General features: G+C 69.0%; 21 protein-coding genes. 9 read left to right on the forward strand and 12 right to left on the reverse strand.

Annotated elements, in window-relative coordinates; genetic code table 11:
- From ML01_RS24790 to ML01_RS24830, 9 genes are all read right to left on the reverse strand, one after another.
- Positions 1-852 (reverse strand): Rpn family recombination-promoting nuclease/putative transposase (locus ML01_RS24790; RefSeq protein WP_156427985.1); only part of this gene is annotated, 852 nt, incomplete at its 3' end.
- Complete coding sequence (locus ML01_RS24795; RefSeq protein WP_058558059.1) at positions 849-1160, reverse strand: nucleotidyltransferase domain-containing protein; 312 nt, start codon at positions 1158-1160, stop codon at positions 849-851. The genes ML01_RS24795 and ML01_RS24790, both read right to left, overlap by 4 nt.
- 8 nt (positions 1161-1168) lie before the next feature.
- A complete protein-coding gene (gmd, locus tag ML01_RS24800; RefSeq protein WP_058558060.1) occupies positions 1169-2254 on the reverse strand; it encodes a GDP-mannose 4,6-dehydratase in 1086 nt (361 codons plus the stop codon).
- A 139-nt stretch (positions 2255-2393) separates the two neighbouring features.
- On the reverse strand, positions 2394-3374 hold the full coding sequence (locus ML01_RS24805) for a GDP-L-fucose synthase (protein WP_058558061.1): 981 nt from the start codon (positions 3372-3374) through the stop codon (positions 2394-2396).
- A gap of 15 nt (positions 3375-3389) precedes the next feature.
- Complete coding sequence (gene rfbC / locus ML01_RS24810; protein WP_058558062.1) at positions 3390-3944, reverse strand: dTDP-4-dehydrorhamnose 3,5-epimerase; 555 nt, start codon at positions 3942-3944, stop codon at positions 3390-3392.
- A gap of 808 nt (positions 3945-4752) precedes the next feature.
- Positions 4753-5637 carry a glucose-1-phosphate thymidylyltransferase RfbA gene (gene rfbA, locus ML01_RS24815; RefSeq protein ID WP_058558063.1) on the reverse strand — a complete coding sequence of 295 codons (885 nt, stop codon included), beginning with the start codon at positions 5635-5637 and terminating at the stop codon, positions 4753-4755.
- 45 nt (positions 5638-5682) lie between these two features.
- Positions 5683-6750, reverse strand: coding sequence for a dTDP-glucose 4,6-dehydratase (gene rfbB, locus ML01_RS24820; RefSeq protein WP_058558064.1), 1068 nt, complete (start codon positions 6748-6750; stop codon positions 5683-5685).
- Positions 6751-6885: 135 nt separating this feature from the next.
- Positions 6886-9120 (reverse strand): bifunctional (p)ppGpp synthetase/guanosine-3',5'-bis(diphosphate) 3'-pyrophosphohydrolase, encoded by a 2235-nt coding sequence (locus ML01_RS24825; protein ID WP_058558065.1) that lies wholly within the window; start codon positions 9118-9120, stop codon positions 6886-6888.
- 58 nt (positions 9121-9178) lie between these two features.
- Positions 9179-10417, reverse strand: coding sequence for a DUF1015 domain-containing protein (locus tag ML01_RS24830; protein ID WP_058558066.1), 1239 nt, complete (start codon positions 10415-10417; stop codon positions 9179-9181).
- Between the two features lie 528 nt (positions 10418-10945).
- Between ML01_RS24830 and ML01_RS24835 the strand changes: the two genes are divergently transcribed.
- On the forward strand, positions 10946-11131 hold the full coding sequence (locus ML01_RS24835) for a hypothetical protein (RefSeq protein WP_058558067.1): 186 nt from the start codon (positions 10946-10948) through the stop codon (positions 11129-11131).
- Positions 11121-11426 (forward strand): type II toxin-antitoxin system RelE/ParE family toxin, encoded by a 306-nt coding sequence (locus ML01_RS24840; protein WP_058558068.1) that lies wholly within the window; start codon positions 11121-11123, stop codon positions 11424-11426. The genes ML01_RS24835 and ML01_RS24840 overlap by 11 nt, the downstream gene beginning before the upstream one ends.
- Before the next feature lie 208 nt (positions 11427-11634).
- Here ML01_RS24840 and ML01_RS24845 read toward each other — a convergent pair whose 3' ends face one another.
- Together ML01_RS24845 and ML01_RS24850 are read right to left on the reverse strand one after the other, a co-directional pair.
- Positions 11635-14145: an ABC transporter permease gene (locus ML01_RS24845; RefSeq protein WP_173865216.1), complete on the reverse strand. Its 2511-nt coding sequence runs from the start codon at positions 14143-14145 to the stop codon at positions 11635-11637.
- Positions 14142-14924: an ABC transporter ATP-binding protein gene (locus ML01_RS24850; protein ID WP_082674654.1), complete on the reverse strand. Its 783-nt coding sequence runs from the start codon at positions 14922-14924 to the stop codon at positions 14142-14144. Before ML01_RS24850 ends, ML01_RS24845 begins: the two co-directional genes overlap by 4 nt.
- Before the next feature lie 34 nt (positions 14925-14958).
- Between ML01_RS24850 and ML01_RS24855 the strand changes: the two genes are divergently transcribed.
- Positions 14959-15585 (forward strand): arylesterase, encoded by a 627-nt coding sequence (locus ML01_RS24855; protein WP_058558069.1) that lies wholly within the window; start codon positions 14959-14961, stop codon positions 15583-15585.
- Between the two features lie 97 nt (positions 15586-15682).
- Complete coding sequence (locus ML01_RS24860) at positions 15683-16810, forward strand: NAD(P)/FAD-dependent oxidoreductase (protein ID WP_058558070.1); 1128 nt, start codon at positions 15683-15685, stop codon at positions 16808-16810.
- A gap of 120 nt (positions 16811-16930) precedes the next feature.
- On the opposite strand, the gene ML01_RS24865 is transcribed toward ML01_RS24860, so the two are convergent.
- Positions 16931-17446, reverse strand: coding sequence for a hypothetical protein (locus ML01_RS24865; protein WP_058558071.1), 516 nt, complete (start codon positions 17444-17446; stop codon positions 16931-16933).
- A gap of 271 nt (positions 17447-17717) precedes the next feature.
- On the opposite strand from ML01_RS24865, the gene rpsF reads away from it, so the two are divergent.
- From rpsF to radA, 5 genes are all read left to right on the forward strand, one after another.
- On the forward strand, positions 17718-18170 hold the full coding sequence (gene rpsF / locus ML01_RS24870) for a 30S ribosomal protein S6 (RefSeq protein WP_082674655.1): 453 nt from the start codon (positions 17718-17720) through the stop codon (positions 18168-18170).
- Positions 18171-18227: 57 nt separating this feature from the next.
- A complete protein-coding gene (gene rpsR / locus ML01_RS24875; RefSeq protein ID WP_058558072.1) occupies positions 18228-18452 on the forward strand; it encodes a 30S ribosomal protein S18 in 225 nt (74 codons plus the stop codon).
- Between the two features lie 79 nt (positions 18453-18531).
- A complete protein-coding gene (gene rplI / locus ML01_RS24880) occupies positions 18532-18981 on the forward strand; it encodes a 50S ribosomal protein L9 (RefSeq protein WP_058558073.1) in 450 nt (149 codons plus the stop codon).
- A 704-nt stretch (positions 18982-19685) separates the two neighbouring features.
- On the forward strand, positions 19686-21041 hold the full coding sequence (dnaB, locus tag ML01_RS24885) for a replicative DNA helicase (RefSeq protein ID WP_058558077.1): 1356 nt from the start codon (positions 19686-19688) through the stop codon (positions 21039-21041).
- A 274-nt stretch (positions 21042-21315) separates the two neighbouring features.
- Complete coding sequence (gene radA, locus ML01_RS24890; RefSeq protein WP_058558074.1) at positions 21316-22716, forward strand: DNA repair protein RadA; 1401 nt, start codon at positions 21316-21318, stop codon at positions 22714-22716.
- The last annotated feature ends 365 nt before the right edge of the window (positions 22717-23081 follow it).

A 23081-nucleotide genomic window follows, 5' to 3' on the forward strand; every position in this document is an offset into this window, starting at 1 on the left:
TGTCTCGTTGCGGGCTTGTTCAATGCCTTGTTCAATGCCTTGTTCAATGCCTTGTACAATGCCTTGTTCAATGCCTTGTTCAATGCCTTGTTCAATGCCTTGTTCAATGCCTTGTTCAATGCCTTGTTCAATGCCTTCCCGCTTAGCCTCGTTCAAGAAGGATACTTCATCGTGCAAGGCTCTCTCGCGCACGAATGCCAGGCGGCGCGCTTCTTCATCGGCGCTGAGGGTTCGGACGCGGTTCAGTGCCTGTTTGACGGGTTCGTGGGTGACGGTCGCCATGGTGATCTCGTCCTGCCAGTGTTTGAAGAAGGTGATCCAGGCGCGCAGCGGGCCCGGCGGCAGGCCAAGGCGGTCTGCCTTGTTCAGTTCGATGAGGTTCATCTGCAGGATGTTCCCCAGCGAGATGTTGGGCTGGTGCTCATCGCGCATCTCGAAGCGCCATAGGGCCTGGCTGCGTTGCGCCGCCGTGGCGGTGAACAGATCGAAGTCGAGCAGATGCAGCCCGACCGAGGCGCGCAACTCCTGATAGTCTTCGCCGGCGTTCAACTGCCCGCCCAGCGAGCGTGCCAGGTAGAACAGCCCGCGCTTGTGCCAGGCGCCGTAACGGCGGACTTGGACCTCGACATTGTAGCAGTGCCCCTCGGCGTCCCGAGCGAGCACATCGAGGATGATGTACTTGCCGCGGAGCTCGCCGGGCTCGATGCCGGGGTTGAGGATTTCCACCGTGGTGATGTCGGGGAGATCGGGGCGCAGGTCGTTGATCAGCGACATCAGCAGCGCGGGATCGCCGACGAACACCCGCTTGAAGACGTAGTCGTTGGTGGGGTCGAGTAATGTGTGGGTCTTCACAGGCGGACACCTTGCTGGCGTGCGCGTTCGTAAATCGGCGGGTAGGGGCCGGCGATGGCGGGCTTGATGACGAGGTCGATCTTCTCGTCTTCGAATTCGGGCGTGGCATGGAGCTGGGCTAGCGCTCGCAGCTTGCGGTCGATGACCTCGGCGGGGTCATCGAGATCTGTCTCGACGTAGAAGTCGAAGTCGCCGCCACGGCGTTTGTCGTCCGTGCGGGAGCCAAACAGCCAGACCTGTGCATTCGCACCGAAGTGATCGGCGACTGCCTGTTTGATCGCTTGGATTTGCCGGGGTGTCAGTCGCATTGAACCGGCTACTCGTTGCGCTCCAGCACGCGGTAGCCCTCCCGGGCACAGAGGGCGTCGCGCTGTGCTGCGTCGAGGTCGCTCTGCATCATGTCTGCGACCAGCTCCTCGAACGACACGGTTGGCGACCAGCCGAGCTTCTCGTGGGCTTTGGTGGGGTCGCCGAGCAGGGTCTCGACCTCGGTGGGGCGGAAGTAGCGCGGATCGACGGCGACGATGCACTGGCCGGTGCTGGTGTTGTAGCCTTTCTCCTCGACGCCTTCGCCTTCCCAGCGGATGCCGATGTCCACCGCTTGGGCGGCGGCGTCGACGAAGTCGCGCACGGCGTATTGGCGGCCCGTGGCGATGACGAAGTCCTCCGGTGCCTCCTGCTGCAGCATCAGCCATTGCATGAGCACATAGTCCTTGGCGTGGCCCCAGTCGCGCTTGGCGTCGAGGTTGCCGAGATACAGGCGCTCTTGCAGGCCGAGCTTGATGCGGGCCATGGCGCGGGTGATCTTGCGGGTGACGAAGGTCTCGCCGCGGATGGGGCTCTCGTGGTTGAACAGGATGCCGTTGCAGGCGTAGATGCCGTAGGCCTCGCGGTAGTTGACGGTGATCCAGTAGGCGTAGAGCTTGGCGACGGCGTACGGGGAGCGGGGATAGAAGGGCGTGGTCTCGCGCTGCGGGATCTCCTGCACCTTGCCGAACAACTCCGACGTGGAGGCCTGGTAGAAGCGGGTCTTTTGCTCAAGCCCCAGGATGCGAATGGCCTCGAGCAGTCGCAGCGTGCCGAGGGCATCGGAGTTGGCGGTGTATTCCGGCTCCTCAAAGGACACCGCGACGTGGCTCTGGGCCGCCAGGTTGTAGAGCTCGTCCGGCTGCACCTGCTGCATGATGCGAATCAGGCTGGATGAATCGGTGAGATCGCCGTGGTGCAGGATGAAGCGCTGATTGGGCTCGTGCGGGTCTTGGTATAAATGATCGATGCGGTCGGTATTGAACAGCGAGCTGCGGCGTTTGATGCCGTGCACCTCGTAGCCTTTGTCCAACAGCAATTCGGCGAGGTAGGCGCCGTCTTGGCCGGTGATGCCGGTAATTAGGGCTTTCTTCACGTGGTTCGATTCTCGGTATTTGCTGATCGATGACGTTGCGGTGTCAGCGGCCTGTGGGAGCGGCTTCAGCCGCGAGCGTTTGCGCTGGGTCGGTTTCGCGGCTGAAGCCGCTCCCACGGGGGGGGCGGGCCGGCGATGCTCATGTCCGCAGCTCGGATTGATGCGCGAGGAACCAGTCGTAGGCCTGCGCTAGGCCGTCTCGCAGGTCGATCTGCGCTGTCCAGCCGAGCGCCTTGAGCCGGCTCACATCGAGCAGCTTGCGCGGGGCGCCGTCCGGTTTGGACGGATCGAAGCGGATCTCGCCCGCGAAGCCCACGACGTCGCCCACCAATGCCGCCAGCTCGGCGATGGTGACATCGGTGCCGGTGCCGACGTTGAGGTGGGAATTGCGGGGCTCAGTGTGGGCGGCGTAGGCCGACGCGTCCAAGGCCATCACGTGCAGGCAGGCAGCGGCCATGTCATCGACGTGCAGGAATTCCCGGCGCGGCCGGCCGCTGCCCCAGACCGGCACATGATTGGCGCCGGCGAGCTTGGCCTCGTGAAACTTGCGGATCAGCGCCGGGATGACGTGGCTGTTGGCGAGGTCGAAGTTGTCGCCGGGCCCGTACAGGTTGGTCGGCATGACGCTGCGGAAGTCCGTGCCGTGCTGGCGGTTGTAGGACTCGCAGAGCTTGATGCCGGCGATCTTGGCGATGGCATAGGGCTCGTTGGTGGGCTCCAGTGGCCCGGTCAGCAGCGCCGACTCGGGCATGGGCTGCTCGGCGAGCCTTGGGTAGATGCAGGAGCTGCCGAGGAAGAGGAGCCTTTCCGCGCCATGGCGCCAGGCGGAGTTGATGATGTTGGCCTGGATCAGCAGGTTGTCGTAGATGAAATCGGCCGGGTAGGTGTCGTTGGCGTGGATGCCGCCGACCTTGGCCGCGGCCAGGTACACCCGTGCCGGGCGCACCTCGGCAAAGAAGGTCTCCACCGCCGCCTGGCTCGTGAGGTCGAGCTCCGCGTGGGTGCGGGTGACGATGTTGTCTTGGCCCTGTGCCCGCAGCGCGCGGACGATGGCGGAGCCCACCATGCCGCGGTGGCCGGCGACGTACGTGGGGCGGGTTGGGTCTGAGGCTGGTTGCATCTGGGCGTGGTCGTGTCAGTCCGGCAGGCGTGCTCGGGGGATGTCGCGCAGCAGCGGCGCGTTGCGGTCTTTTTCGGACAGGCTCGGTGCGCCGCTGTCCAGCGGCCAGCGGATGCCGATGTCCGGATCATCCCAGCGTACGGAGAGCTCCGCCTGCGGATGGTATAGGTCGGTGCACTTGTAGCTGAACAGCGCCGTGTTGGAGAGCACCAGAAAGCCGTGCAGGAAGCCCGGCGGTACCCAGAGCTGATGCTTATTGTCCGCGCTCAGATGCGCGCCGGTCCAGCGGCCGAAGTGCGGCGAGTCGCGGCGTGCGTCCACGGCGACGTCGAAGACCTCGCCCGCGATGACCTGCACGAGCTTGCCCTGGCTGTGCGGGTTCTGGATGTGCAGTCCGCGCAGGGTGCCGCGGGCGGAGTAGGACATGTTGTCCTGCACGAAGTCGAGCGCGATGCCGGCGTCGCGGTAGCGCTCGCGGTGAAAGCTCTCGACGAACCAGCCGCGCTGGTCGCCGTGGACCTTGGGCTCGATGAGCAGCACGTCCGGCAGCTCGGTGGGGGTCACTTTCATGTCAGCTTGGGCTCGCTGGGGCGGTTTGGCCTGCGTGGCGTGTGAGCGATGCGGTGCGCTGTGGGAGCGGCTTTAGCCGCGAAAGGCCGGGATTTGAGTTGGCTGTCGCGGCTAAAGCCGCTCCCACGGGGCGGGCGGGCGGTGCGGTGCGCTGTGGGAGCGGCTTTAGCCGCGAAGGGCCGGGATGTGAGCTAGCCGTCGCGGCTAAAGCCGCTCCCACGGGGCGGGCGGGCGGTGCGGCGCGCTGTGGGAGCGGCTTTAGCCGCGAAGGGCCGCGATGTGAGTTGGCTGGCGCGGCTAAAGCCGCTCCCACGGGGCGGGCGCGCGCGGCGGTGCGCTGTGGGAGCGGCTTTAGCCGCGAAGGGCCGGGATGTGAGTTGGCTGTCGCGGCTAAAGCCGCTCCCGACGGGGCGGGCGGGGGCGGCGGCGCGCTGTGGGAGCGGCTTTAGCCGCGAAGGGCCGCGATGTGAGTTGGCTGTCGCGGCTAAAGCCGCTCCCACGGGGAGGGCGGGCGGTGTGACGCGCTGTGGGAGCGGCTTTAGCCGCGAAGGGCCGGGATGTGAGCTAGCTGTCGCGGCTAAAGCCGCTCCCACGGGGCGGGCGGGGGCGGCGGCGCGCTGTGGGAGCGGCTTTAGCCGCGAAGGGCCGGGATGTGAGCTAGCCGTCGCGGCTAAAGCCGCTCCCACGGGGAGGGCGGGCGGTGCGGTGCGCTGTGGGAGCGGCTTTAGCCGCGAAGGGCCGGGATGTGAGTTGGCCGTCGCGGCTAAAGCCGCTCCCACGGGGCGGTCGGGGGCAGGGAGCGCGCTGCTCACGGCTGCTGCTCCCGGTGCAGAAGGCTCAGCAGATACTCGCCATAGCCACTCTTGCGCAGGGGCTCGGCGATGGCCAGCAATTGCTCGCTGTCGATCCAGCGATTCTGGTAGGCGACCTCTTCCGGCGAGCAGACCTTGAGCCCCTGGCGCTGCTCGATGGTCTCGATGAAGTTGGCCGCCTGGATCAGTGACTCGTGCGTGCCGGTGTCGAGCCAGGCGATGCCGCGGCCCAGGCGCTCGAGCTGCAGCCGGCCCTGCTCGAGATAGCGCCGGTTCAGGTCCGTGATCTCCAGCTCCCCGCGCGCGGACGGCGTCAGCTCCGCCGCGAGCCCGCAGACATCGCTGTCGTAGAAATAGATGCCGGTGACGGCGTAGTTCGACCTGGCCTTGGCCGGCTTCTCCTCCAGCCCGATGACGTTGCCGTCCGGCCCGAACTCGGCGACGCCGTAGCGCTCCGGGTCCTTGACCCAATAGCCGAACACCGTTGCGCCATCGGTGCGCGCGGCCGCGGCCTTGAGGCTCTGGACGAGGCCGTGACCGTAGAAGATGTTGTCGCCGAGGACGAGGCAGCTCGGCTGCCCGTCGATGAAGTCGCGGCCGATGATGAAGGCCTGCGCGAGCCCGCCCGGCTGCGGCTGCACGGCGTAGTCGAGCGCGATACCCCACTGGCTGCCGTCGCCTAGGAGCGCGCGGAAGGAGGGCTCGTCGCGCGGCGTGGTGATGACCAGGATCTCGCGGACGCCCGCCATCATCAGCACGGCGAGCGGGTAGTAGATCATGGGCTTGTCGTACACCGGCAAGAGCTGCTTGCTCAGCGACAGCGTCAGCGGATGCAGCCGGGTGCCGGAGCCGCCGGCGAGGATGATGCCCTTGCGCGTCATGGTGTTCTCCTGGTGGAATGGGGCCGGCTTGGCGTCGCGGCCGGCTCAGTGCTCAGCGCGTTCGGTGCCGAGCCGCTGGCCGAGGTAGCTGCCGTCCATGACGCGCTGCACCCAGTCGTGGTTGTCCAGATACCACGCGAGGGTGCGCCGCAGGCCGGTCTCGAAGGTCTCTTGCGGCACCCAGCCCAGCTCGCGCTTGAGCTTGGTCGCGTCGATGGCATAGCGCTGGTCGTGCCCGGGCCGGTCGGTGACGAACTGTTTGAGCCGTGCATGCGGGCGGTGCGGCGAGCCCGGCAGGGCCTCGTCGAGCAGCGCGCAGAGGGTGTCTACGACGTCGAGATTGGTCTTCTCGCTGTTGCCGCCGACGTTGTAGACCTCGCCGGGCGTGCCGGCCTCGAGCACCCGGGCGATGGCCCGGCAGTGGTCCTCGACATACAGCCAATCGCGCACGTTGGAGCCGTCGCCGTAGATGGGCAGCGGCTCGCCGGCGCGGGCCTTGGCGATCATGAGCGGGATCAGCTTTTCCGGAAACTGGTAGGGCCCGTAGTTGTTGGAGCAGTTGGTGGTGAGCACCGGCAGCCCGTAGGTGTGGTGCCAGGCGCGCACCAGGTGGTCCGACGCGGCCTTGGAGGCGGAGTAGGGCGAGTTGGGCGCGTACGGGGTGGTCTCGGTGAAGGCGCCGGTGGGCCCGAGGGAGCCGTAGACCTCGTCGGTGGACACGTGCAGGAAGCGGAAGGCTTGTCGGGTGTCCTGGTCCAGCCCGCGCCAATACTCGCGCGTGCAGTCCAGCAGGTTGAAGGTGCCGAGGACGTTGGTCTCGATGAAGGCGGCGGGGCCGTCGATGGAGCGGTCCACGTGGCTCTCGGCCGCGAAGTTGACGACGGCGTCTACGGCGTGCTCGCGCAGCAGGTGCGCAACCAGCTCGCGGTCGCCGATATCGCCCTGCACGAAGACGTGCCGTGGGTTGTCCTGCACGGCGCGCAGCGTATCCAGGTTGCCGGCGTAGGTGAGCTTGTCGAGGTTGACGATGCGGGCGTCGGATTCCGCGAGCATCGTCAGCACGAAGTTGCCGCCGATGAAGCCGGCGCCGCCGGTAACGAGAAGGGTGTTCATGGCAGGGAGCTCATGGCTGCTTGCGGCCGCTTTGTGCGCGGGCCGGGTCACCCCCGGCCGGAGATCGGCCGCCATGCTACCACGAGCGCCGCGTGGGTTGACGGCCCACGCTCGCGCCGTGCTTGGGCAGGCTCGCTACTGCGCGCGCGCCACCGACAGCACATCCGGCAGTTGCTTGAGCCGCGCGATGATCCGCTCCAGGTGCTCCGCGTCGGTCACCTGCACCGTGAAGCGCATGTGGGCGATGTCGTTGCTCGGATCGGTGCGGGTGTCGCTGCCGAGCACGTTGGCGTCGGCGTCGGCGAGGGCTGAGGAGATGTCGCGCAACAGGCCCTTGCGGTCCGCCGCGGACAGCACCACGGCCACCGGGTAGCCGGCCTGCGCGGGTTGATCCGCCCAGCTCACCTGCACCAGGCGCGCGCGCTCCGCCTCCGGCAGGTTCAGGATCTCTCGGCAGTTGCGCCGGTGCACGATGACGCCGCGCCCGACGCTGACATAGCCCACCAGCTTGTCGTGCGGCACCGGCCGGCAGCAGGCGGCCATCTGCGTCATGAGGTCATCGACGCCCTCCACGACCACCGCCCCGCGTCTGCCCGCCTCCGGCACCGCCGCCGACGGGCGGCTCGGCGGCAGCTCGTCCGGGGCCTCGCGGCGCTCCGCGCGGGGCTCGCCGACCTGGCGCGCTACTTGGCCGGCGGCGACGTCGCCGCGGCCGATGGCGGCGAGCAGGTCGTCGCCCGACTTGAGATTAAAGCGCTCCGCGAGCCGTTCGAGCTGGGGCGCCGCGTCGATGCCGAGGCGCGTGATCTCGCGCTCCAGCGCGACGCGGCCCTCGGCCAGATGTCGGTCGAAGTCCTGCTGCTTGAACCACTGCCGGACCCGGTTGCGCGCCCGGCTGGTGACCATGTAGCCATGGTGCACGCTGAGCCAGTCGCGGCTCGGCTGGGCGTTCTTCTGGGTGATGATGGTCACCGTCTCGCCGCTCTTGAGCTGATGCGTCAGCGGCACCATGCGCCCGTCCACGCGGGCGCCGCGGCAGCGATGGCCGATCTCGGAATGAATGGCGTAGGCGAAGTCCAGCGGCGTGGCGCCGCGCGGCAGCTCGACGACCTTGGACTGCGGTGTGAGCACGTAGATGCTCGTTGGAGCCAGGTCGGTGCTCGGCTGCCGAGCGGCCTGCTCGTCGGGCTCCGCGTCGCCGGCGTGCGACAGCCAGTGGCGCATGGAGACGATGCGGCGCTGGAGCTCCGGGTCGTGCGCCTTGGCCTCCTTGTAGGCCCAGTGCGCGGCGACGCCGTACTCGGCATGCTCGTGCATCGCCCGGGTGCGGATCTGCACCTCCAGCGGCTTGTCCTCGGGGCCGAGCACGGCCGTGTGCAGGGATTGGTAGTTGTTGCCCTTGGGCGTGGCGATGTAGTCGTCGAACTCCGACGGGATGTGCGCCCAGAGCCCGTGCACGACGCCGAGCGCGGAATAGCAGGCCGGCACGTCGTCCACCATGATGCGCACGGCGCGCAGGTCGAAGATCTGGTCGATGTCCACGCCCTTGCGCTGCATCTTGCGCCAGATGCTGTAGATGTGCTTCGCGCGGCCGGTCACCTCGGCGGCGATGCCGGCCCGGGCCAGCTCCGCGCGCAGTTGCTCCAGCACCGCGCCGATGTAGCGCTGGCGCTCGTCGCGGCGCTCCGCCAGCGCCTTGGCGATGCGCATGTAGGCCTCGGGCTCGGCGGCCCGTAGCGCCAGGTCTTCCAGCTCCCACTTGAGCTGCCAGACGCCCAGGCGATTGGCCAGCGGCGCGTAGACGCGGCGGGTGTCGTCGGCCAGCTCGAGCTGCCGCGCACGCGACAGATGCTTGCCGCGGCGCAGCCACTGCAGCCGGTCGGCGAGCACCACCAGCATCACGCGCACGTCCTCGGCCATGCCGAGCAGCATGCGGCGCAGGTTCTCCTCGTGCGCGGCGCGGTTGCGCTCGGCGCGCTTGCCGCCCTCGGCGACGTACTCCAGGCGGGTTAACTGCTCGATGCGCGCGAGGTCCGCGCTCAGGCGCGCGACCACGGGGCCGAAGCGGGCCTCCAGGGCCGCGGCGTCGCTGCCGGCGTCGCCGAGGCAGCCCTGCAGCAAGGCGGCGCACAGGGTTTCCGCGTCCATGCGCAGCCCGAACAGCAGGTCAGCGGCGGCGAGGCGATGGCGCACGGCGGTCTCGCCGGTCTCCAGCAGCGCGCTGCCGTGGCAGGCGAGCGTCTGCTCGACCGCATCGGCGAGGAGCCGGCGGCCGTTGGCGTCGTAGCGCGGCGTGACCTGCGCCAGCCAGTGGTGCACGGCGGCGGCGTCGTCGACGCGCTCCGGCAGATTCGTGACAGCTTGGACCATGGCGGACCAGATGGGGCCGGCGCCGGGGCAGTCGAGCCGCCACCGTGCCGGCCCGGCCTCAAACGGGATCGAGCAGCAGGCTAACGAGGCCGTCCGCGAGCTTCGGCTCGAACCAGGTCGACTTCGGCGGCATGATGGCAGCGGCGTCCGCCACGGCCAGCAGCTCATCGATGCCGGTGGCGGGCAGGGCCAGTGCGAGCGCCATGCGCCCGGCATCCACCGGCGCCATGAGGCCGGCGAGCCCGCGGCTGCCGCCGACGAAGTCGATGCGCGGGTCCCGCCGCGGGTCCGTGATGCCGAGCAGCGGCTCGATGAGGTGCGTGTGCAGCAGCGTGACGGCGAGCTTGGCCACCGGGTCGTCATCCGCGGGCAGGCGCTGTTCGCGCAGCCGGAGCTGCCACCAGCGCCCGTCGCTGTAGAGGCCGAACTGCGTCGATGCGGCCGGCTGCACCGGCGCCGCGGATGGCGTGACCGCGAAGCGCTCGCCGGCGCGCGCCAGTAGCGCATCGAGATCGAGCCCGCCCAGGTCCGCCACCAATCGGTGATAGGGCAGGATGGTCAGCTCGTCGTGCGGGAAGATCACGGCGAGAAAGGCCGCGCTGGCGGCATCGCCGCGCGCCTCGGCGACGCGCACCGCGGCGGCGGAGCGGTGATGGCCGTCGGCGACGTAGAGCGCGGGGAGCTTGGCGCCGAGCGCCGTCAGGGCCTGGACCCGTGCCGTATCGGCGATGACCCAGAGCTGGTGGCGCACGCCGTCGGTGGCGGTCACGTCCACCTCCGGCGCCGCCGCGTCGCAGGCCGCCGCGAGCAGCTCGCGCAGGGCGGCATCGGCGCGGTTCACCAGGAACACGGGCCCGGTCTGCGCATCCAGCGCCGCGATCTGCCGCACCCGATCGTCCTCCTTGGCGGGGCGGGTCAGCTCGTGCTTCTTGATGCGCCCGCTGACGTAGGCGGCGACGGACGCGCCGGCGACCAGGCCGGTCTGTCGGCGGCCCGCGACCTCTTGGCGATAGGCGTAGTAGCAGGGCGCGTCGTCGCGGCAGAGCACATCGTCCGCGCGCATCCGCTCCAGGTTAGCGCGGGCGCGGGCGTAGACCTCGGGCGCGTAGGGGTCGGTGCCCGGCGGCAGGTCCACCTCGGCGCGGGAGATATGCAGGAAGCTGCGCGCGCGCCCGGCGACGAGCCGGCGCGCCTCCTCGGCATCGACCACGTCGTAGGGCGGGGCGATGACCTCGGCGGCGCGGCCGGGGGCCGGACGCAGGCCGGCGAAAGGACGGATCAGCGGTGGCTCAGGCATGGCGCATCGGTGCCCGCTGGCGGGCGACTGCTCCTGGGGTGGGGCCGGCTCCGCGCATCTTAGCAACAACGGCAGCCGTGGCATCCCCCTTTCGGGGCCGAAGTCGCGACGGCCGCGACAGTCGTGGGAGCGGCTTTAGCCGCGACAAGCCGGCAGTATTACGAGACATCAGCGCTGTCCCCATTTTGCGACCGCCCCGTGGCTACCGCATCATCTCAAGGTATTGCACCAAGCGCTCGTCGGGGAGATGATCAACAACAAGCTTGAGCCGGTTCGAGGTCGCTGCGCGCCTCAATCGCGTCCCAAGGCAATAGCTTCGTTTGGGTCATGGCCGCCATGGGGTCTCCTCTCCGAGAGGTCGCCTCGACAACGACATTGATTCCCTGGTGGCCGCCCTTTTTCATCCCCGCCAACGCCCTTGGGGTGGATTTTTCCGCCTCCGCCCAAGCGGCGCATTCAAGCCCTTGATTCTGGGTCGCTCGGTGGGGTACTGACCTATTCAACGTCAACAATGAGGATTTCTCAACCATGCAGTCTGCCAAGCAGGTCGCAAAGGCGGTCATTGAGCAGCTCCCGGAGCAGGCGTCCTGGGATGAGATCATGTACGAGCTTTACGCAAAACAGAAGATCGAGGAAGGTCTAGCTGACATTGAGGCGGGCCGCGTCATCCCGCACGAGCGGGTCAAGGCCGAGCTGCTTGGCAATGGCGATTAAATGGTCTCGACGCGCCAGGATCGACATCCTTGATTTGAAGGACTATATCGGCAAGGACTCGCCGATGAATGCCCGTCGCTTCACGGAGCGTATGATCTCAGTGATCGAGAACCTGGAGACCTTTCCTACGATGGGTCGGCCAGTCCCCGAAGCCGACGGACGCGACGACGTTCGGGAGCTGATCTATCAGGGGTACCGGATTATCTACCAGACGCGTGCCAACGACCTGTTCATTGTCACGATCATCCATGGCAGTCGCAATCTGCAAGGGCAGCGCAAGAAGCCATGGGAATAGCAACGCGAGGGTCATAACGCGAGGGTCATAACGCGAGGGTGAGATCTCACGTGTAATAAGCGCGCGAGGGCCGCGTGGATCTCTCCGCCTCCGCCCAAGCGGCGCATGCAAGCCCTTGATTCTGCGCCGTACCGTGGGTTAAATACAATCGTCCGATCTCGTCGCCACTGTCCATTCAGTGGCTTAGAGACCTCGCAGCCGCGGCTCATTACGCCGCCCGCAACTGCGCCAGCGGCGGCCGCACCAGCGCCCGATAGGTGCCGAGCGTGCCGGCCAGGCCGATGGCGACACCGCTGCCGAGCACGCCGAAGACCCAGAGCCACGGGTTCGGCGCAAACGGCAGGTCGAACACCTGCCGCGCGAGCACATAGCCCGTGAGCTCCGCGAAGATCGACGCGGTGAGCCCGGCCAGCAGCCCGGCGACGGTGAACTCCACCAAGAGCCCCCGCAGCAGTTGCCCGCGATTGGCACCGAGCGTGCGCAGCACGCCGTGCTCCCCACGGCGCACCGCGAGGCTCGCCTGGATGCCGGCGTACATCACCAACAGCCCGGCCGCAAGCGTGAACAGAAACACGTACTCCACTGCGCGGATGCCCTGCTCGATGATGCCCCGCACCTGCTCCAGCAGCGCGCCGACGTCGATCAGCGTGACGCTCGGGAAGGCCCGCAGCAGCTCCGGCACCAGTGCCTCGCGCGCCGCGGGCAGGTAGAAGCTGGTCACGTAGGTCGCGGGCTCGCCGGCGAGCAGCCCCGGCGTGCCGATGACGAAGAAGTTGACGTTGAAGCTGTCCCAGACCACGCGCCGCAGGCTGGTGACCGGCGCCGCCACCTCGCGCCCGGCCATCCAGAAGCGCAGCTCGTCGCCGAGCGCGATGCCGAGCGTCTCGGCGATGCCCTCTTCCACGGAGAACTGCGGCAGCGGGTCCGGCCCGGCCCACCATCTGCCTGCGACGATCTCGTTGTCACCCTGCGGCACGTCGGAGTAGCTCAGGTTGAACTCCCGGTCGGCCAGGCGCGCCGCCTGCGGGTCCTCGTAGTCGTCCGGCTCCACGGTCTCGCCGCCGATGCCGGTGAGCCGCCCGCGGACCATTGGATAGATGCCGGAGCTGTCGATGTCGCGCTCGGCAAACCAGTCCGCCAGTGCGTCCTTCTCGTGCGGCTGGATGTTGATCAAGAAGCGGTTCGGCGCGCCCTCCGGCAGCGTCTGCTGCCAGCTCTGGAGCAGGTCCACGCGCACCACGGCGAGCAGCAGCAGTGCGAGGATGCCGAGCCCGAAGCCGGTGATCTGCAGGATCGCCGCCGCCGGCCGGCGCGAGAGCCCGGCTAAGCCTAAGCGCCAGATGCCGCGAGTGCGCGCCGCTGCCAGCCCGGCGAGCCAGACCATCACCGCGCCGAGCGCCACCAGCGCGGCGACGGCGCCGACGACGCCGAGCAGCAGCTTCCACGCCAGCTCGAAATCCCCCGCCTGCCACAGGATCAGCAGCGCCAACGCGGCGGCGGCGGCCAGCGCCGCGAGCGCGACGGAGGTCTTCGGCGCGCCCAGGTCCCGCCGCAGCACCTTGAGCGGCGGCACATCGGCGAGCTGCATCAGCGGCGGCAGCGCGAAGCCCGCCAGCGCCACCAGCCCGGTGCCGAGCCCGACGAAGACGGGCGCCACCGACGGTGCCGGCAGCGGCCCGTCGAACCAGTCCGCGAGCACCAGCGCGAGCCCCTGCTGCCCGAGCCAGCCGATAAGGCAGCCGATGAGGCTCGCGATGAGGCCGAAGGCCAGGAGCCGCAGCGCAAAGATGCGCGTCAGCACGTGCCGCGGCGCGCCCAGGCAGCGCATCACGGCCACCGCGTCGGTCTGGCGGTCCACGAGCCGCCGGCTCGCGAGCGCAATGGCCGCGCCGGCGACGAGCAGCGTCGTCAGCGCCGCCAGGTGCAGGAAGCGCGACGCGCGATCGACCGCCGACTCGAACTCCGGGCGTGCCTCGCGGGCGTCGAGGAGCCCGGCGTAGGCCGGAAGCTTGGGCTCCGCCCACGCGGCGAAGTCGGCGATGGCCTGCGGCGGGCCGCCGAGCAGCAGCCGATGGCGCACGCGGCTCGCCTCCGTGACCAGCCCCGTCGCCGGCACGTCATCGAGCCGGATCATGACCCGGGGCGCAATCTGGAAGAAATTGCCGCCGCGGTCCGGCTCGTAGGCGATGAGCCGATCCGCGGTGAAGCCGACCTCGCCCAAGTCGATGCCGGTGCCGACCTCGGCACCGAGCGCGTACAGGAGCCGCGGCTCCACCCAGGCCGTGCGCGGCGCGGGCCCGCCGTCGGTGGGCAGCTCGGCGGCGTCCAGATCGGCCTTGAGCCGCATGCTGCCGCGCAGCGGATAGGTGTCGTCCACGGCCTTCACCTGCACGAGCTGGCTGCTGTCGCCGGCGAGTACGACGCTGCTGAAGGTGAGCGTGCGGGCGATGGCGAGCCCGCGCCGGGCGGCCTCGTCGGCGAAGGTCTCCGGGATGGCGCGTGAGGAGTCGATGACGAGGTCGGCGGCGATCAGCTCGCCGCCCTGGCGCTGCATCGCGCGCTCGATGCGGTCGGTGAAGAAGCCGACGGCGGTGATGGCCGCCACCGTCAGCACCAGCGCCGCGGACAGGAGATACAGCTCGCCGCTGCGCCAATCCCGGCGCAGGAGCTTGAGCGCGAGCCACCAGGCGCTGGTGCGGATGCGGAACCGGGCGCTCATGCCAGTGCCTCCAGGTGACCGTCGCGCATGCCGAGGCGGCGGTCGCAACGCTCGGCCAGGGCCTGATCGTGCGTCACCAGCACCAGCGCGGCGCCGGCGTCGGCGCGCAGCGCAAACAGCAGGTCGATGATCTTTTGGCCCGTCGCGAGGTCCAGGTTACCGGTGGGCTCGTCCGCGAACAGGATGCGCGGCCCGGGCGCAAAGGCGCGTGCGATGGCCACGCGCTGCTGCTCGCCGCCCGAGAGCTGGCGCGGATAGTGCCCGGCGCGGGGGGTGAGGCCGACGCGCTCCAGCGCCTCGCGGGCGATGCCGGTGGGGCCGCTGCCGTTCATGCGCGGGGCGTCGGTGATGGCGCCGAGCTCGAGCGGCAGCGAGACGTTTTCCAGTGCCGTCAGGGTCGGCAGGAGCTGGAAGCTCTGGAACACGAAGCCGACGCGCCCGGCCCGCAGCGCGGCGCGGCCGTCTTCGTCGAGCGTTGCGAGCCGCTCGCCGCACAGCTCCACGTCGCCGTCGCTCGGCGTATCCAGGCCGGCGAGCAGGCCGAGCAGGGTCGACTTGCCGCTGCCGGAGGCGCCGACGATGGCCACCGCCTCGCCGGCGCCGATGCTGAGCGATAAGTCGTGCAGAATGGTCAGCCGCCCGCCGGGGCCGGTAACATGCTTCGCCAATCCGTCGGCCCGGCACAGGACCTCCGGGCTCACAATCTCTGGGCTCGCGCTCTCTGGGCTCACGCTCTCTGGGCTCACGCTCTCTGGGCTCACGCTCTCTGGGGTATTCATGCAGTCTCCATGCTTACGCAGTGCACCGCTGCTCATGCCGGTGCTCGTCTTCGCCATGCTGTTGGCGGGGCCCGTCGGCGCCGCGGCGCCGGCGCCCCGGCTGTTGGTGCTGGGGGACAGCTTGAGCGCCGCCTTCGGGACTGCGCTAGATCAGGGCTGGGTCAGCCTGCTCAAGGCGCGCATCGCCGAGGCGGGGCTGCCGCATACCGTGGTCAATGCCAGCATTTCGGGCGATACCACCGCGGGCGGACTCTCCCGGCTGCCGGCGCTGCTCAAGGAGCATCGGCCCGCGGTGGTCGTCATCGAGCTTGGCGCCAACGACGGCCTGCGCGGCTTTCCGCCCAAGCAGATCGCCGCGGTGCTGACGGCGCTGGTGGAGCAATCGCAACAGGCCGGCGCGCGGGTGCTGCTTGCCGGCGTGCGCTTGCCGCCCAACTATGGCAGCGGGTACGCCGAGCAGTTCCAGGCGCTGTATCTTGAGGTGGCCCAGGCTACCGGCGCCGCGCTGGTGCCGAGGCTGTTGGCCGGCGTGTCGGACCGGCGCGAGCTGATGCAGCCGGACGGCCTGCACCCGACCGCCGCGGCGCAGCCCAAGATGTTGGATAACGTCTGGCCGGGGCTGCTGCCGCTGCTTAAGGCCACCGCCGACGCCGAAGGCTGAGTGGGCACGCGCCCGCTGCAACCGAGCCGAGCGCGGGCGGTCGAACGGCTGCAGACGAATCAGGATTCATGACTCAACAAACCGAGGAGAACAGCCGATGCACCGCGTAAGCATCGTGGGCTCCGGCTTCGGCGCGCTGACGGCCATCTCGGCGCTGCGCGACGCGGACCCGGCGCTCGACATCACCGTCGTCAGCCCGAAGCCGGAATTCGTCTACTACCCGGGCCTCATCTGGGTGCCGTCCGGGCTGCGCAAGGGCGATGACCTGCGTATCGATCTTCGGCCCTTTCTCAGGCGCATGGGTGTCAACCATCGCGCTGCCGAGGCCATCGGGCTCAGCGATGACGGGCGAATTCTGCACACGAGCGCCGGCGACATCGCCAACGACGGCCTGATCATCGCGAGCGGCGGGCGCTTCATCAAGAAGCTGCCGGGCATCGAGCACGCCATCACGCCCTGCGAGGGCATCGCGGCGGCCGAGGCGATTCGCGACCGGCTTAAGGCCATGGACGGCGGCACCGTCGCCATGGGCTTTGCGGGCAACCCGAACGAGCCGTCGTCCATGCGCGGTGGGCCGATCTTCGAGTTCCTGTTCGGGCTCGACCGGCAACTGCGGCGGGAAGGGCGCCGCGAGCGCTTCAACATCGTCTTCTTCACGCCCGCCGAGCGCCCCGGCAACCGGCTCGGCCCGAAGGCCGTGGACAAGCTCCTCGGCGAGATGCGCAGGGTCGGCATCGAGACGCACTTGGGCCGCAAGCTCAAGGGCTTCACGGCGGACAAGGTGATGACCGAGGGCGGGGAGTTTCCGGCCGACCTCATCGTGTTCATGCCCGGCATGACCGGCAACCAGTGGTTCGACAACACCACGCTGCCGCGCTCCCCGGGCGGGCTGATCCAGGCCGACGCCCACTGCAAGGTGGCCGGGCCGGAGCGGGTCTATGTCGTCGGCGACTCCGGCAGCTTTCCGGGTCCGGAGTGGATGCCGAAGCAGGCGCACATGGCGGACCTGCAGGCCAAGGCCGCCGCGAAGAACCTGGTGGCGGAGATGGCGGGCAAGGCCGCTGATGAGACGTTCGACGTGGAGCTGCTCTGCATCGTCGACGCCAACGACCGCGGCATGGTCATCTGGCGCACCGAGAAGCGCAACTGGGTGCTGCCGAGCTCCGTTGCCTTCCATTGGCTCAAGCGCGGGTTCGAGTGGTGGTATTTGCGGCAGTACCGGTGAAGAAGGGGCGAGGGCCGAGGGCCGAGGCCGTGGGAGCGGCTTTAGCCGCGACTGCTGCGACTGCCGCGACGACCTTGGCTCGCGGCTGGGGTCGCGGCTGAAGCCGCTGCCACAGCAACCTCAGCTTCCGTACTTGCGCCGCAGGTCCCGGCCTGCCGTTGCGACGGCGTCGCGGATGGCGCTCTGATTGCCGCTGCGTTTGCCGCGGTAGACCTGATCGACGCCGATCCGCCCCGTCGTCTTGGTCTGTGAGCGCAGGCGCAGGTCGACCCGGCTCAGACCTCCGCTGTAGCGCTCGGTGCTCACGACGGTCGGGTCGATGACGACATCCGCCTCGTTGTTCTGCCCGCGCGCCTGGAGCCGGATGACCGTCGCGAAGGCACCGGACTCCTCCAGCCCGCGCGCGATCTCGGCTTGCAGCCAGTTGCGGTCCGCCTCGGACCCCCCGGGGAACTCCACCGGTGCCACCGCCGCCGCCAGCGGGCCGTCGTAGGCCTCGACATCGCCGCGGACGCGCACTGGCGGAGAGTAGGCAGCAATGGTCTCGACTTCGGCGACACCGCCCGAGGAGCCGCAGCCGCTGACGGCAGCGGCCACGGCCGCGACGCAGAACAGGCGCAACACTGTGCGAAACATCAGGACTCAACCTCGTGTTCAGGGACTTGGGCGCGGGGCGGCAGCGCCCCGACTCCAGCGGAAAACGGAACATTGTCGCGTCAGCCGCGGCGGCTTGCCAGTACCGATAACAAGTCCGCAAAGAACCCGCAAAGTGCCGTTGCGGACTTGATCTTGCGGGGGATACCGGCAACAATGCCCGGCTTCGTCGCGCCCTGCGACGATCGCCTCGCCTCACCGCGCCATAATTCAAGCCATTGCGTCGGGAGGCTTTACACCCGCGAGGATCCCCATGCGACATTACGAAGTTGTGTTTCTGGTGCACCCGAGCCAGAGCGAGCAGGTGCCGGCCATGATTGAGCGCTACCGCGGCAACCTGGAGGGCCGTGGCGGCAAGATCCATCGGCTCGAGGACTGGGGCCGCCGCCAGCTCGCCTACCCGATCAACAAGGTGCACAAGGCGCATTACGTGCTGATGAACATCGAGTGCGACCAAGAGGCCCTCGACGAGCTGGAGAACGCCTTTCGCTTCAACGATGCGGTGCTGCGCAATCTGATCATGAAGCGCCGCGCTGCCGTCACGGAGCCGTCGCCGCTGCTCAAGGGCGATGAAGAAGGCGGCGAGGAGCGCCGCGGCCGGCGTGACGACGACCGCGGTGGTCGCCGCGACGACGACGATCGCCCGCGCCGTCGCGATGACGACGACGACCGTCCGCCGCGCCGTCGCGACAGCTACGACGACTGATCCGGCATCCGCCCCCGCTCCGTCCCATCCAGTTCCAGCACCCAGAGGCACACCAGCATGGCCCGTTTCTTTCGCCGCAAGCGCTATTGCCGCTTCACCGCCGAAGGCATCACCGAGATCGACTACAAGGACCTGAACCTGCTCAAGGCGTACGCCAGCGAGTCCGGCAAGATCGTCCCGAGCCGCATTACCGGCACCTCGGCCAAGTACCAGCGCCAGCTCGCCGACGCCATCAAGCGCGCGCGCTTCCTGGCGCTGCTGCCGTACACCGACGGGCATTGAGCGCAGGTTGCCGGCCCGCCGCGAGCTGCGGCCGGCCGGCGCGACGCCGCCTAATCGAATCGATTCTGAGGAAACCCCGATGGAAGTGATCCTGCTGAAGAAGGTCGGCGGGCTCGGCGAGCTTGGCGACAAGGTCGCGGTGCGCGCGGGCTACGGCCGCAATTTTCTGATCCCCCAGGGCGCCGCGGTACCCGCCACCGACGCCAACCTGAAGGCCTTCGAGGAGCGCCGTGCAGAGCTCGAAGCCCAGGCCGGCGAGGCGCTGGCCATTGCCGAGTCCCGCCGCGAGCGGTTCGAAGGCCTTACCGTCAACATCTCGCGCAAGGCCGGTGACGAAGGCCGCCTGTTCGGCTCCGTCGGTACTGGCGACATCGCCGAGGCCGTGACCGCCGTCGGCGTCGATCTGGCGAAGAGCGAGGTCCGGTTGCCGCAGGGCCCGTTCCGCCACATCGGCTCCTACGAGGTGGAGCTGCATCTGCACACCGACGTCGATGTCGTGATCCTGGTCGAGATCGTCCCGGGCGACTGAGCCGCGCCCTCCCGGCTGCGACGGCCCCTGGGTACGCCGGATTCATCCGGCCCCTGGGTACGCCGGATTCATCCGGCTCCTGGGTACGCCGGATTCATCCGGCTCCTGGGTACGCCGGATTCATCCGGCTCCTGGGTACGCCGGATTCATCCGGCTCCTGGGTACGCCGGATTCATCCGGCTCTTGGGTACGCCGGATTCATCCGGCACCGACATCGTGATGCCGGCGTCCAGCCGGCAACGCTGCGCCCGGCCTCCAGCCATCGAGCGATCTCCTCGTGACACCGCTCCCGCGGTGTCACGCCTCTCTCGGCGCTCCGCGCCCAGTCGACCCGTCCCAAGCCCGCACCCGCGCAGTTTACTTCTCGTGACACCGCTCCCGCGGTGTCACGCCTCTCCCGGCGCTCCGCGCCCAGTCGCTACGTCCCAAGCCTCCACCCCCGCGCGGCTTAGCCCCGACTCTCGAATCGCCACAAAAGTCGCCACACTCCGGCGGCGGCCTGTACGGTTTTCCTTGCTTGTCGCCCGGCCACGCTTGGGCCGACAATCCTCCTCCCCAATCCCGACTCCAAGAGCCCCTGCTCCATGCCCCGGCGCCGCCCCGCGGTACGCCGGTACTGGGCTCGTTTTCGCCTCCGACAACAGGAGATCACCGCCGTGGATGCCGACGACCCGGGTGCCTTTGCCGGCACGCCCTTTGAGGGCATGCGCGTGCCGCCGCACAACGTGCAGGCCGAGCAATCCCTGCTCGGCGCGCTGATGCTGGAGAACAGCACCTGGGAGCTGGTGGCGGACAAGGTGCGGGAGGTGGACTTCTACCGCCTTGAGCACCAGCTCGTGTTCCGTGCCGTGTCGTTGCTCGCAGATAGCGATCAGCCCTTCGACGTCGTGACCCTCGCCGAGGCGCTGGAAAAGCGCAAGCTCCTGGACGACGTCGGCGGCATGGCCTACCTGGCCGAGATCGACCGCAACACCGCGAGCGCCGCCAATGCCGCGCACTACGCGCGCATCATCCGCTTCAACTCCGTGCTGCGGCAGCTCATCAAGGCCGGCACCGGCATTGCGGACCTGGCCTTCGACACCGGCGGGCGCTCCGAGGCCGAGATCCTCGACGCCGCCGAGGCCAAGGTCTTCGCCATCGCCGAGCAGCTCGCCCGCGGCGGCGGCTTCCAGCCCCTGGAGAGCCTGCTCAAGATCGCCGTCGACAAGATCGACGAGCTGTTCCACCGCGACGAGCCCATCACCGGTCTGCCGACGGGTTTCGTGGACTTCGACATGAAGACCTCCGGCCTCCAGAATTCGGACCTGATCATCGTCGCCGGCCGCCCGTCCATGGGCAAGACTAGCTTCGCGATGAACCTGGCCGAGAACGTCGCCATCAAGACCAGCAAGGGCGTGGCGGTGTTCAGCATGGAGATGCCGGGGGACTCGCTCGCCATGCGCATGATGTCGTCCTTGGGGCAGATCGATCAGCACCGCGTGCGCACGGGCAAGCTCACCGACGAGGACTGGCCGCGGCTGACCTCGGCCGTGCACATCCTGTCGCAGGCGCCCATGTTCATCGACGACACGCCGGCGCTCTCGCCCACGGAGGTCCGCGCCCGCGTGCGCCGGCTGCAACGGGAGCTGCAGCGACAGGACAAGCAGCTCGGCATGGTCGTCATCGATTATTTGCAGTTGATGCAGGCGCCGAGCGAGGGCGAGAACCGCGCCACCGAGATCTCCGCCATCAGCCGCTCGCTGAAGTCGCTGGCCAAGGAGCTGTGCGTGCCCGTCATCGCGCTCTCGCAGCTCAACCGCTCGCTGGAGCAGCGCCCGAACAAGCGCCCGGTGATGTCGGACCTGCGCGAGTCCGGCGCCATCGAGCAGGACGCGGACCTGATCGTGTTCATCTACCGCGACGAGGTCTACAACCAGGAGAGCCCGGACAAGGGCGTCGCCGAGATCATCATCGCCAAGCAGCGCAACGGCCCCATCGGCACCGTCAAGCTCGCCTTCCTGGGGCAGTACACCAAGTTCGAGAACCTGGCCGACAATCTCTACAACGACATGGGCTATTGACCGTGACCGTGGGAGCGGCTTTAGCCGCGAGCGGGGCCGGGCCGGAGAGCCGACCTCCAGGTCGGCTCCGCGCAACAGGGCCAAGGGCCGAGGAGGACGCCCTTGGCCCTCGGCCCTCGGCCCTTTTGCCGTCAGCCGTTCCCACAGCGGTCGCGGCTAAAGCCGCTCCCACAGGCATCGCGGCTAAAGCCGCTCCCACAGGCATCGCGGCTAAAGCCGCTCCCACAGGCATCGCGGCTAAAGCCGCTCCCACAGACACGATGTAATTAACCCCATGGCCCAGCGCCCGAAAAAGCCTCGCGGCCCCTACGTCTGCAACGCCTGCGGCGCGGCGCAGCCGAAGTGGTCCGGCCAGTGCCCGGACTGCGGCGCCTGGAACAGCATCGACGAGGTGCCCGCCGCGCCGCTGACGCCGGGTCGCGGCGGCTGGGCCGGTGCGGGGCAGGGCGCCGCGGCGCTGAACCCGAGCGAGGTCTTGTCCCTCGCCGAGGTCGCACCGGAGCAGCAGACCCGCGCGCCGTCCGGCATCGCCGAGCTGGACCGCGTGCTCGGCGGCGGACTGGTGCCGGGCTCGGTGGTGCTGATCGGCGGCGACCCCGGCATCGGCAAGTCCACGCTGCTGCTGCAGGCCGCCGCCGCCGTCGCCGAGCGCCTGCCTGTGCTCTACGTCACCGGCGAAGAATCGCCCCAGCAGGTGAGCCTGCGCGCGCATCGGCTCGGGCTCGCGGGCGCGGCGGGGCAGGGCAGTGCACTGCGGCTCTTGGCCGAGACGGGCGTCGAGCAGATCCTGGCCACGGTCGCCGCCGTGCGCCCGCGGGTGCTCATCGTGGACTCGATCCAGACCCTATCGACGGATCTGCTCACCTCCGCGCCGGGCAGCGTCTCGCAGGTGCGCGAGACCGCGGCGCAGCTCGTGCGCTTTGCCAAGCTCACCGATACCACCGTGTTCTTGGTCGGCCACGTCACCAAGGAGGGCGCGCTCGCCGGCCCGCGGGTGCTGGAGCACATGGTGGACACGGTGCTCTACTTCGAGGGCGAGCCGGACGGCACGCACCGGCTCATCCGCGCCGTCAAGAACCGCTTCGGCGCTGTCAACGAGCTGGGCGTCTTTCTCATGACGGACAAGGGCCTGCGTGAGGTTCGCAACCCGTCTGCGATCTTCCTGTCCCGGCACGACCGGCCGGTGCCGGGCTCCGTCGTGCTCGTCACCCGCGAGGGCACTCGTCCCATGCTGGTGGAGGTGCAGGCGCTAGTGGACCAGAGCCCGCTCGCGAACCCCAGGCGCGTCGCCGTCGGGCTGGAGCAGAACCGGCTCGCGATGCTGCTCGCGGTGCTGCACCGCCACGGCGGCATTGCGATGTTCGACCAAGACGTGTTCGTGAATGCCGTCGGCGGCGTGCGCGTCACCGAGACCGCGGCGGACCTCGCGCTGGTGCTCGCCGTGCTCTCCAGCTATCGCGACCGCCCGCTGCCGATCGAGCTTGCCGTGTTCGGCGAGATCGGCCTGTCCGGCGAGATCCGCCCCGTGCCGAACGGCCCGGACCGCCTGCGCGAGGCCGCCAAGCACGGACTGCGCCAGGCCATCGCGCCCAAGGCCAACGTGCCCAAGGGCGGCATCGAGGGCTTGAGCATCCGCCCCGTGCTGTCGCTGGCAGAGGCCATCGAAGCCGTCTGAGCCCCCGTGGGAGCGGCTTTAGCCGCGACAGGCGCGCGTGCCGCAGCCTGGCAGATCGCGGCTAAAGCCGCTCCCACGAAGATCCGCGCTTGCCCCTGTGGGAGCGGCTTTAGCCGCGACAGCACGCGTTCCGCAGCCCGGCCGGTCGCGGCTAAAGCCGCTCCCACGAAGATCCGCGCTTGCCCCTGTGGGAGCGGCTTTAGCCGCGACAGGCGCGCGTTCCGCAGCCCGGCCGGTCGCGGCTAAAAGCCGCTCCCACGAAGATCCGCGCCTGCCCCCGTGGGAGCGGCTTTAGCCGCGACAGGCGCGCGTGCCGCACCCTGGCAGATCGCGGCTAAAAGCCGCTCCCACGAAGATCCGCGCTT

The organism is Thiohalocapsa sp. ML1, from assembly GCF_001469165.1.
Lineage (GTDB): Bacteria > Pseudomonadota > Gammaproteobacteria > Chromatiales > Chromatiaceae > Thiohalocapsa.

Excerpts from the sequence above, each read along its gene's own strand:
- ML01_RS24860 (WP_058558070.1), top strand. The coding sequence starts at position 15,683 with ATGCACCGCGTAAGCATCGTGGGCTCCGGCTTCGGCGCGCTGACGGCC.
- rpsR (WP_058558072.1), top strand. The coding sequence starts at position 18,228 with ATGGCCCGTTTCTTTCGCCGCAAGCGCTATTGCCGCTTCACCGCCGAA.
- rpsF (WP_082674655.1), top strand. The coding sequence starts at position 17,718 with ATGCGACATTACGAAGTTGTGTTTCTGGTGCACCCGAGCCAGAGCGAG.
- rfbB (WP_058558064.1), bottom strand. The coding sequence starts at position 6,750 with ATGAACACCCTTCTCGTTACCGGCGGCGCCGGCTTCATCGGCGGCAAC.
- dnaB (WP_058558077.1), top strand. The coding sequence starts at position 19,686 with ATGCGCGTGCCGCCGCACAACGTGCAGGCCGAGCAATCCCTGCTCGGC.
- ML01_RS24845 (WP_173865216.1), bottom strand. The coding sequence starts at position 14,145 with ATGAGCGCCCGGTTCCGCATCCGCACCAGCGCCTGGTGGCTCGCGCTC.
- ML01_RS24805 (WP_058558061.1), bottom strand. The coding sequence starts at position 3,374 with ATGCAACCAGCCTCAGACCCAACCCGCCCCACGTACGTCGCCGGCCAC.
- ML01_RS24855 (WP_058558069.1), top strand. The coding sequence starts at position 14,959 with ATGCCGGTGCTCGTCTTCGCCATGCTGTTGGCGGGGCCCGTCGGCGCC.
- rplI (WP_058558073.1), top strand. The coding sequence starts at position 18,532 with ATGGAAGTGATCCTGCTGAAGAAGGTCGGCGGGCTCGGCGAGCTTGGC.
- rfbC (WP_058558062.1), bottom strand. The coding sequence starts at position 3,944 with ATGAAAGTGACCCCCACCGAGCTGCCGGACGTGCTGCTCATCGAGCCC.
- ML01_RS24865 (WP_058558071.1), bottom strand. The coding sequence starts at position 17,446 with ATGTTTCGCACAGTGTTGCGCCTGTTCTGCGTCGCGGCCGTGGCCGCT.
- ML01_RS24825 (WP_058558065.1), bottom strand. The coding sequence starts at position 9,120 with ATGGTCCAAGCTGTCACGAATCTGCCGGAGCGCGTCGACGACGCCGCC.
- ML01_RS24795 (WP_058558059.1), bottom strand. The coding sequence starts at position 1,160 with ATGCGACTGACACCCCGGCAAATCCAAGCGATCAAACAGGCAGTCGCC.
- ML01_RS24835 (WP_058558067.1), top strand. The coding sequence starts at position 10,946 with ATGCAGTCTGCCAAGCAGGTCGCAAAGGCGGTCATTGAGCAGCTCCCG.
- ML01_RS24830 (WP_058558066.1), bottom strand. The coding sequence starts at position 10,417 with ATGCCTGAGCCACCGCTGATCCGTCCTTTCGCCGGCCTGCGTCCGGCC.
- ML01_RS24850 (WP_082674654.1), bottom strand. The coding sequence starts at position 14,924 with ATGAATACCCCAGAGAGCGTGAGCCCAGAGAGCGTGAGCCCAGAGAGC.
- radA (WP_058558074.1), top strand. The coding sequence starts at position 21,316 with ATGGCCCAGCGCCCGAAAAAGCCTCGCGGCCCCTACGTCTGCAACGCC.
- ML01_RS24840 (WP_058558068.1), top strand. The coding sequence starts at position 11,121 with ATGGCGATTAAATGGTCTCGACGCGCCAGGATCGACATCCTTGATTTG.
- rfbA (WP_058558063.1), bottom strand. The coding sequence starts at position 5,637 with ATGACGCGCAAGGGCATCATCCTCGCCGGCGGCTCCGGCACCCGGCTG.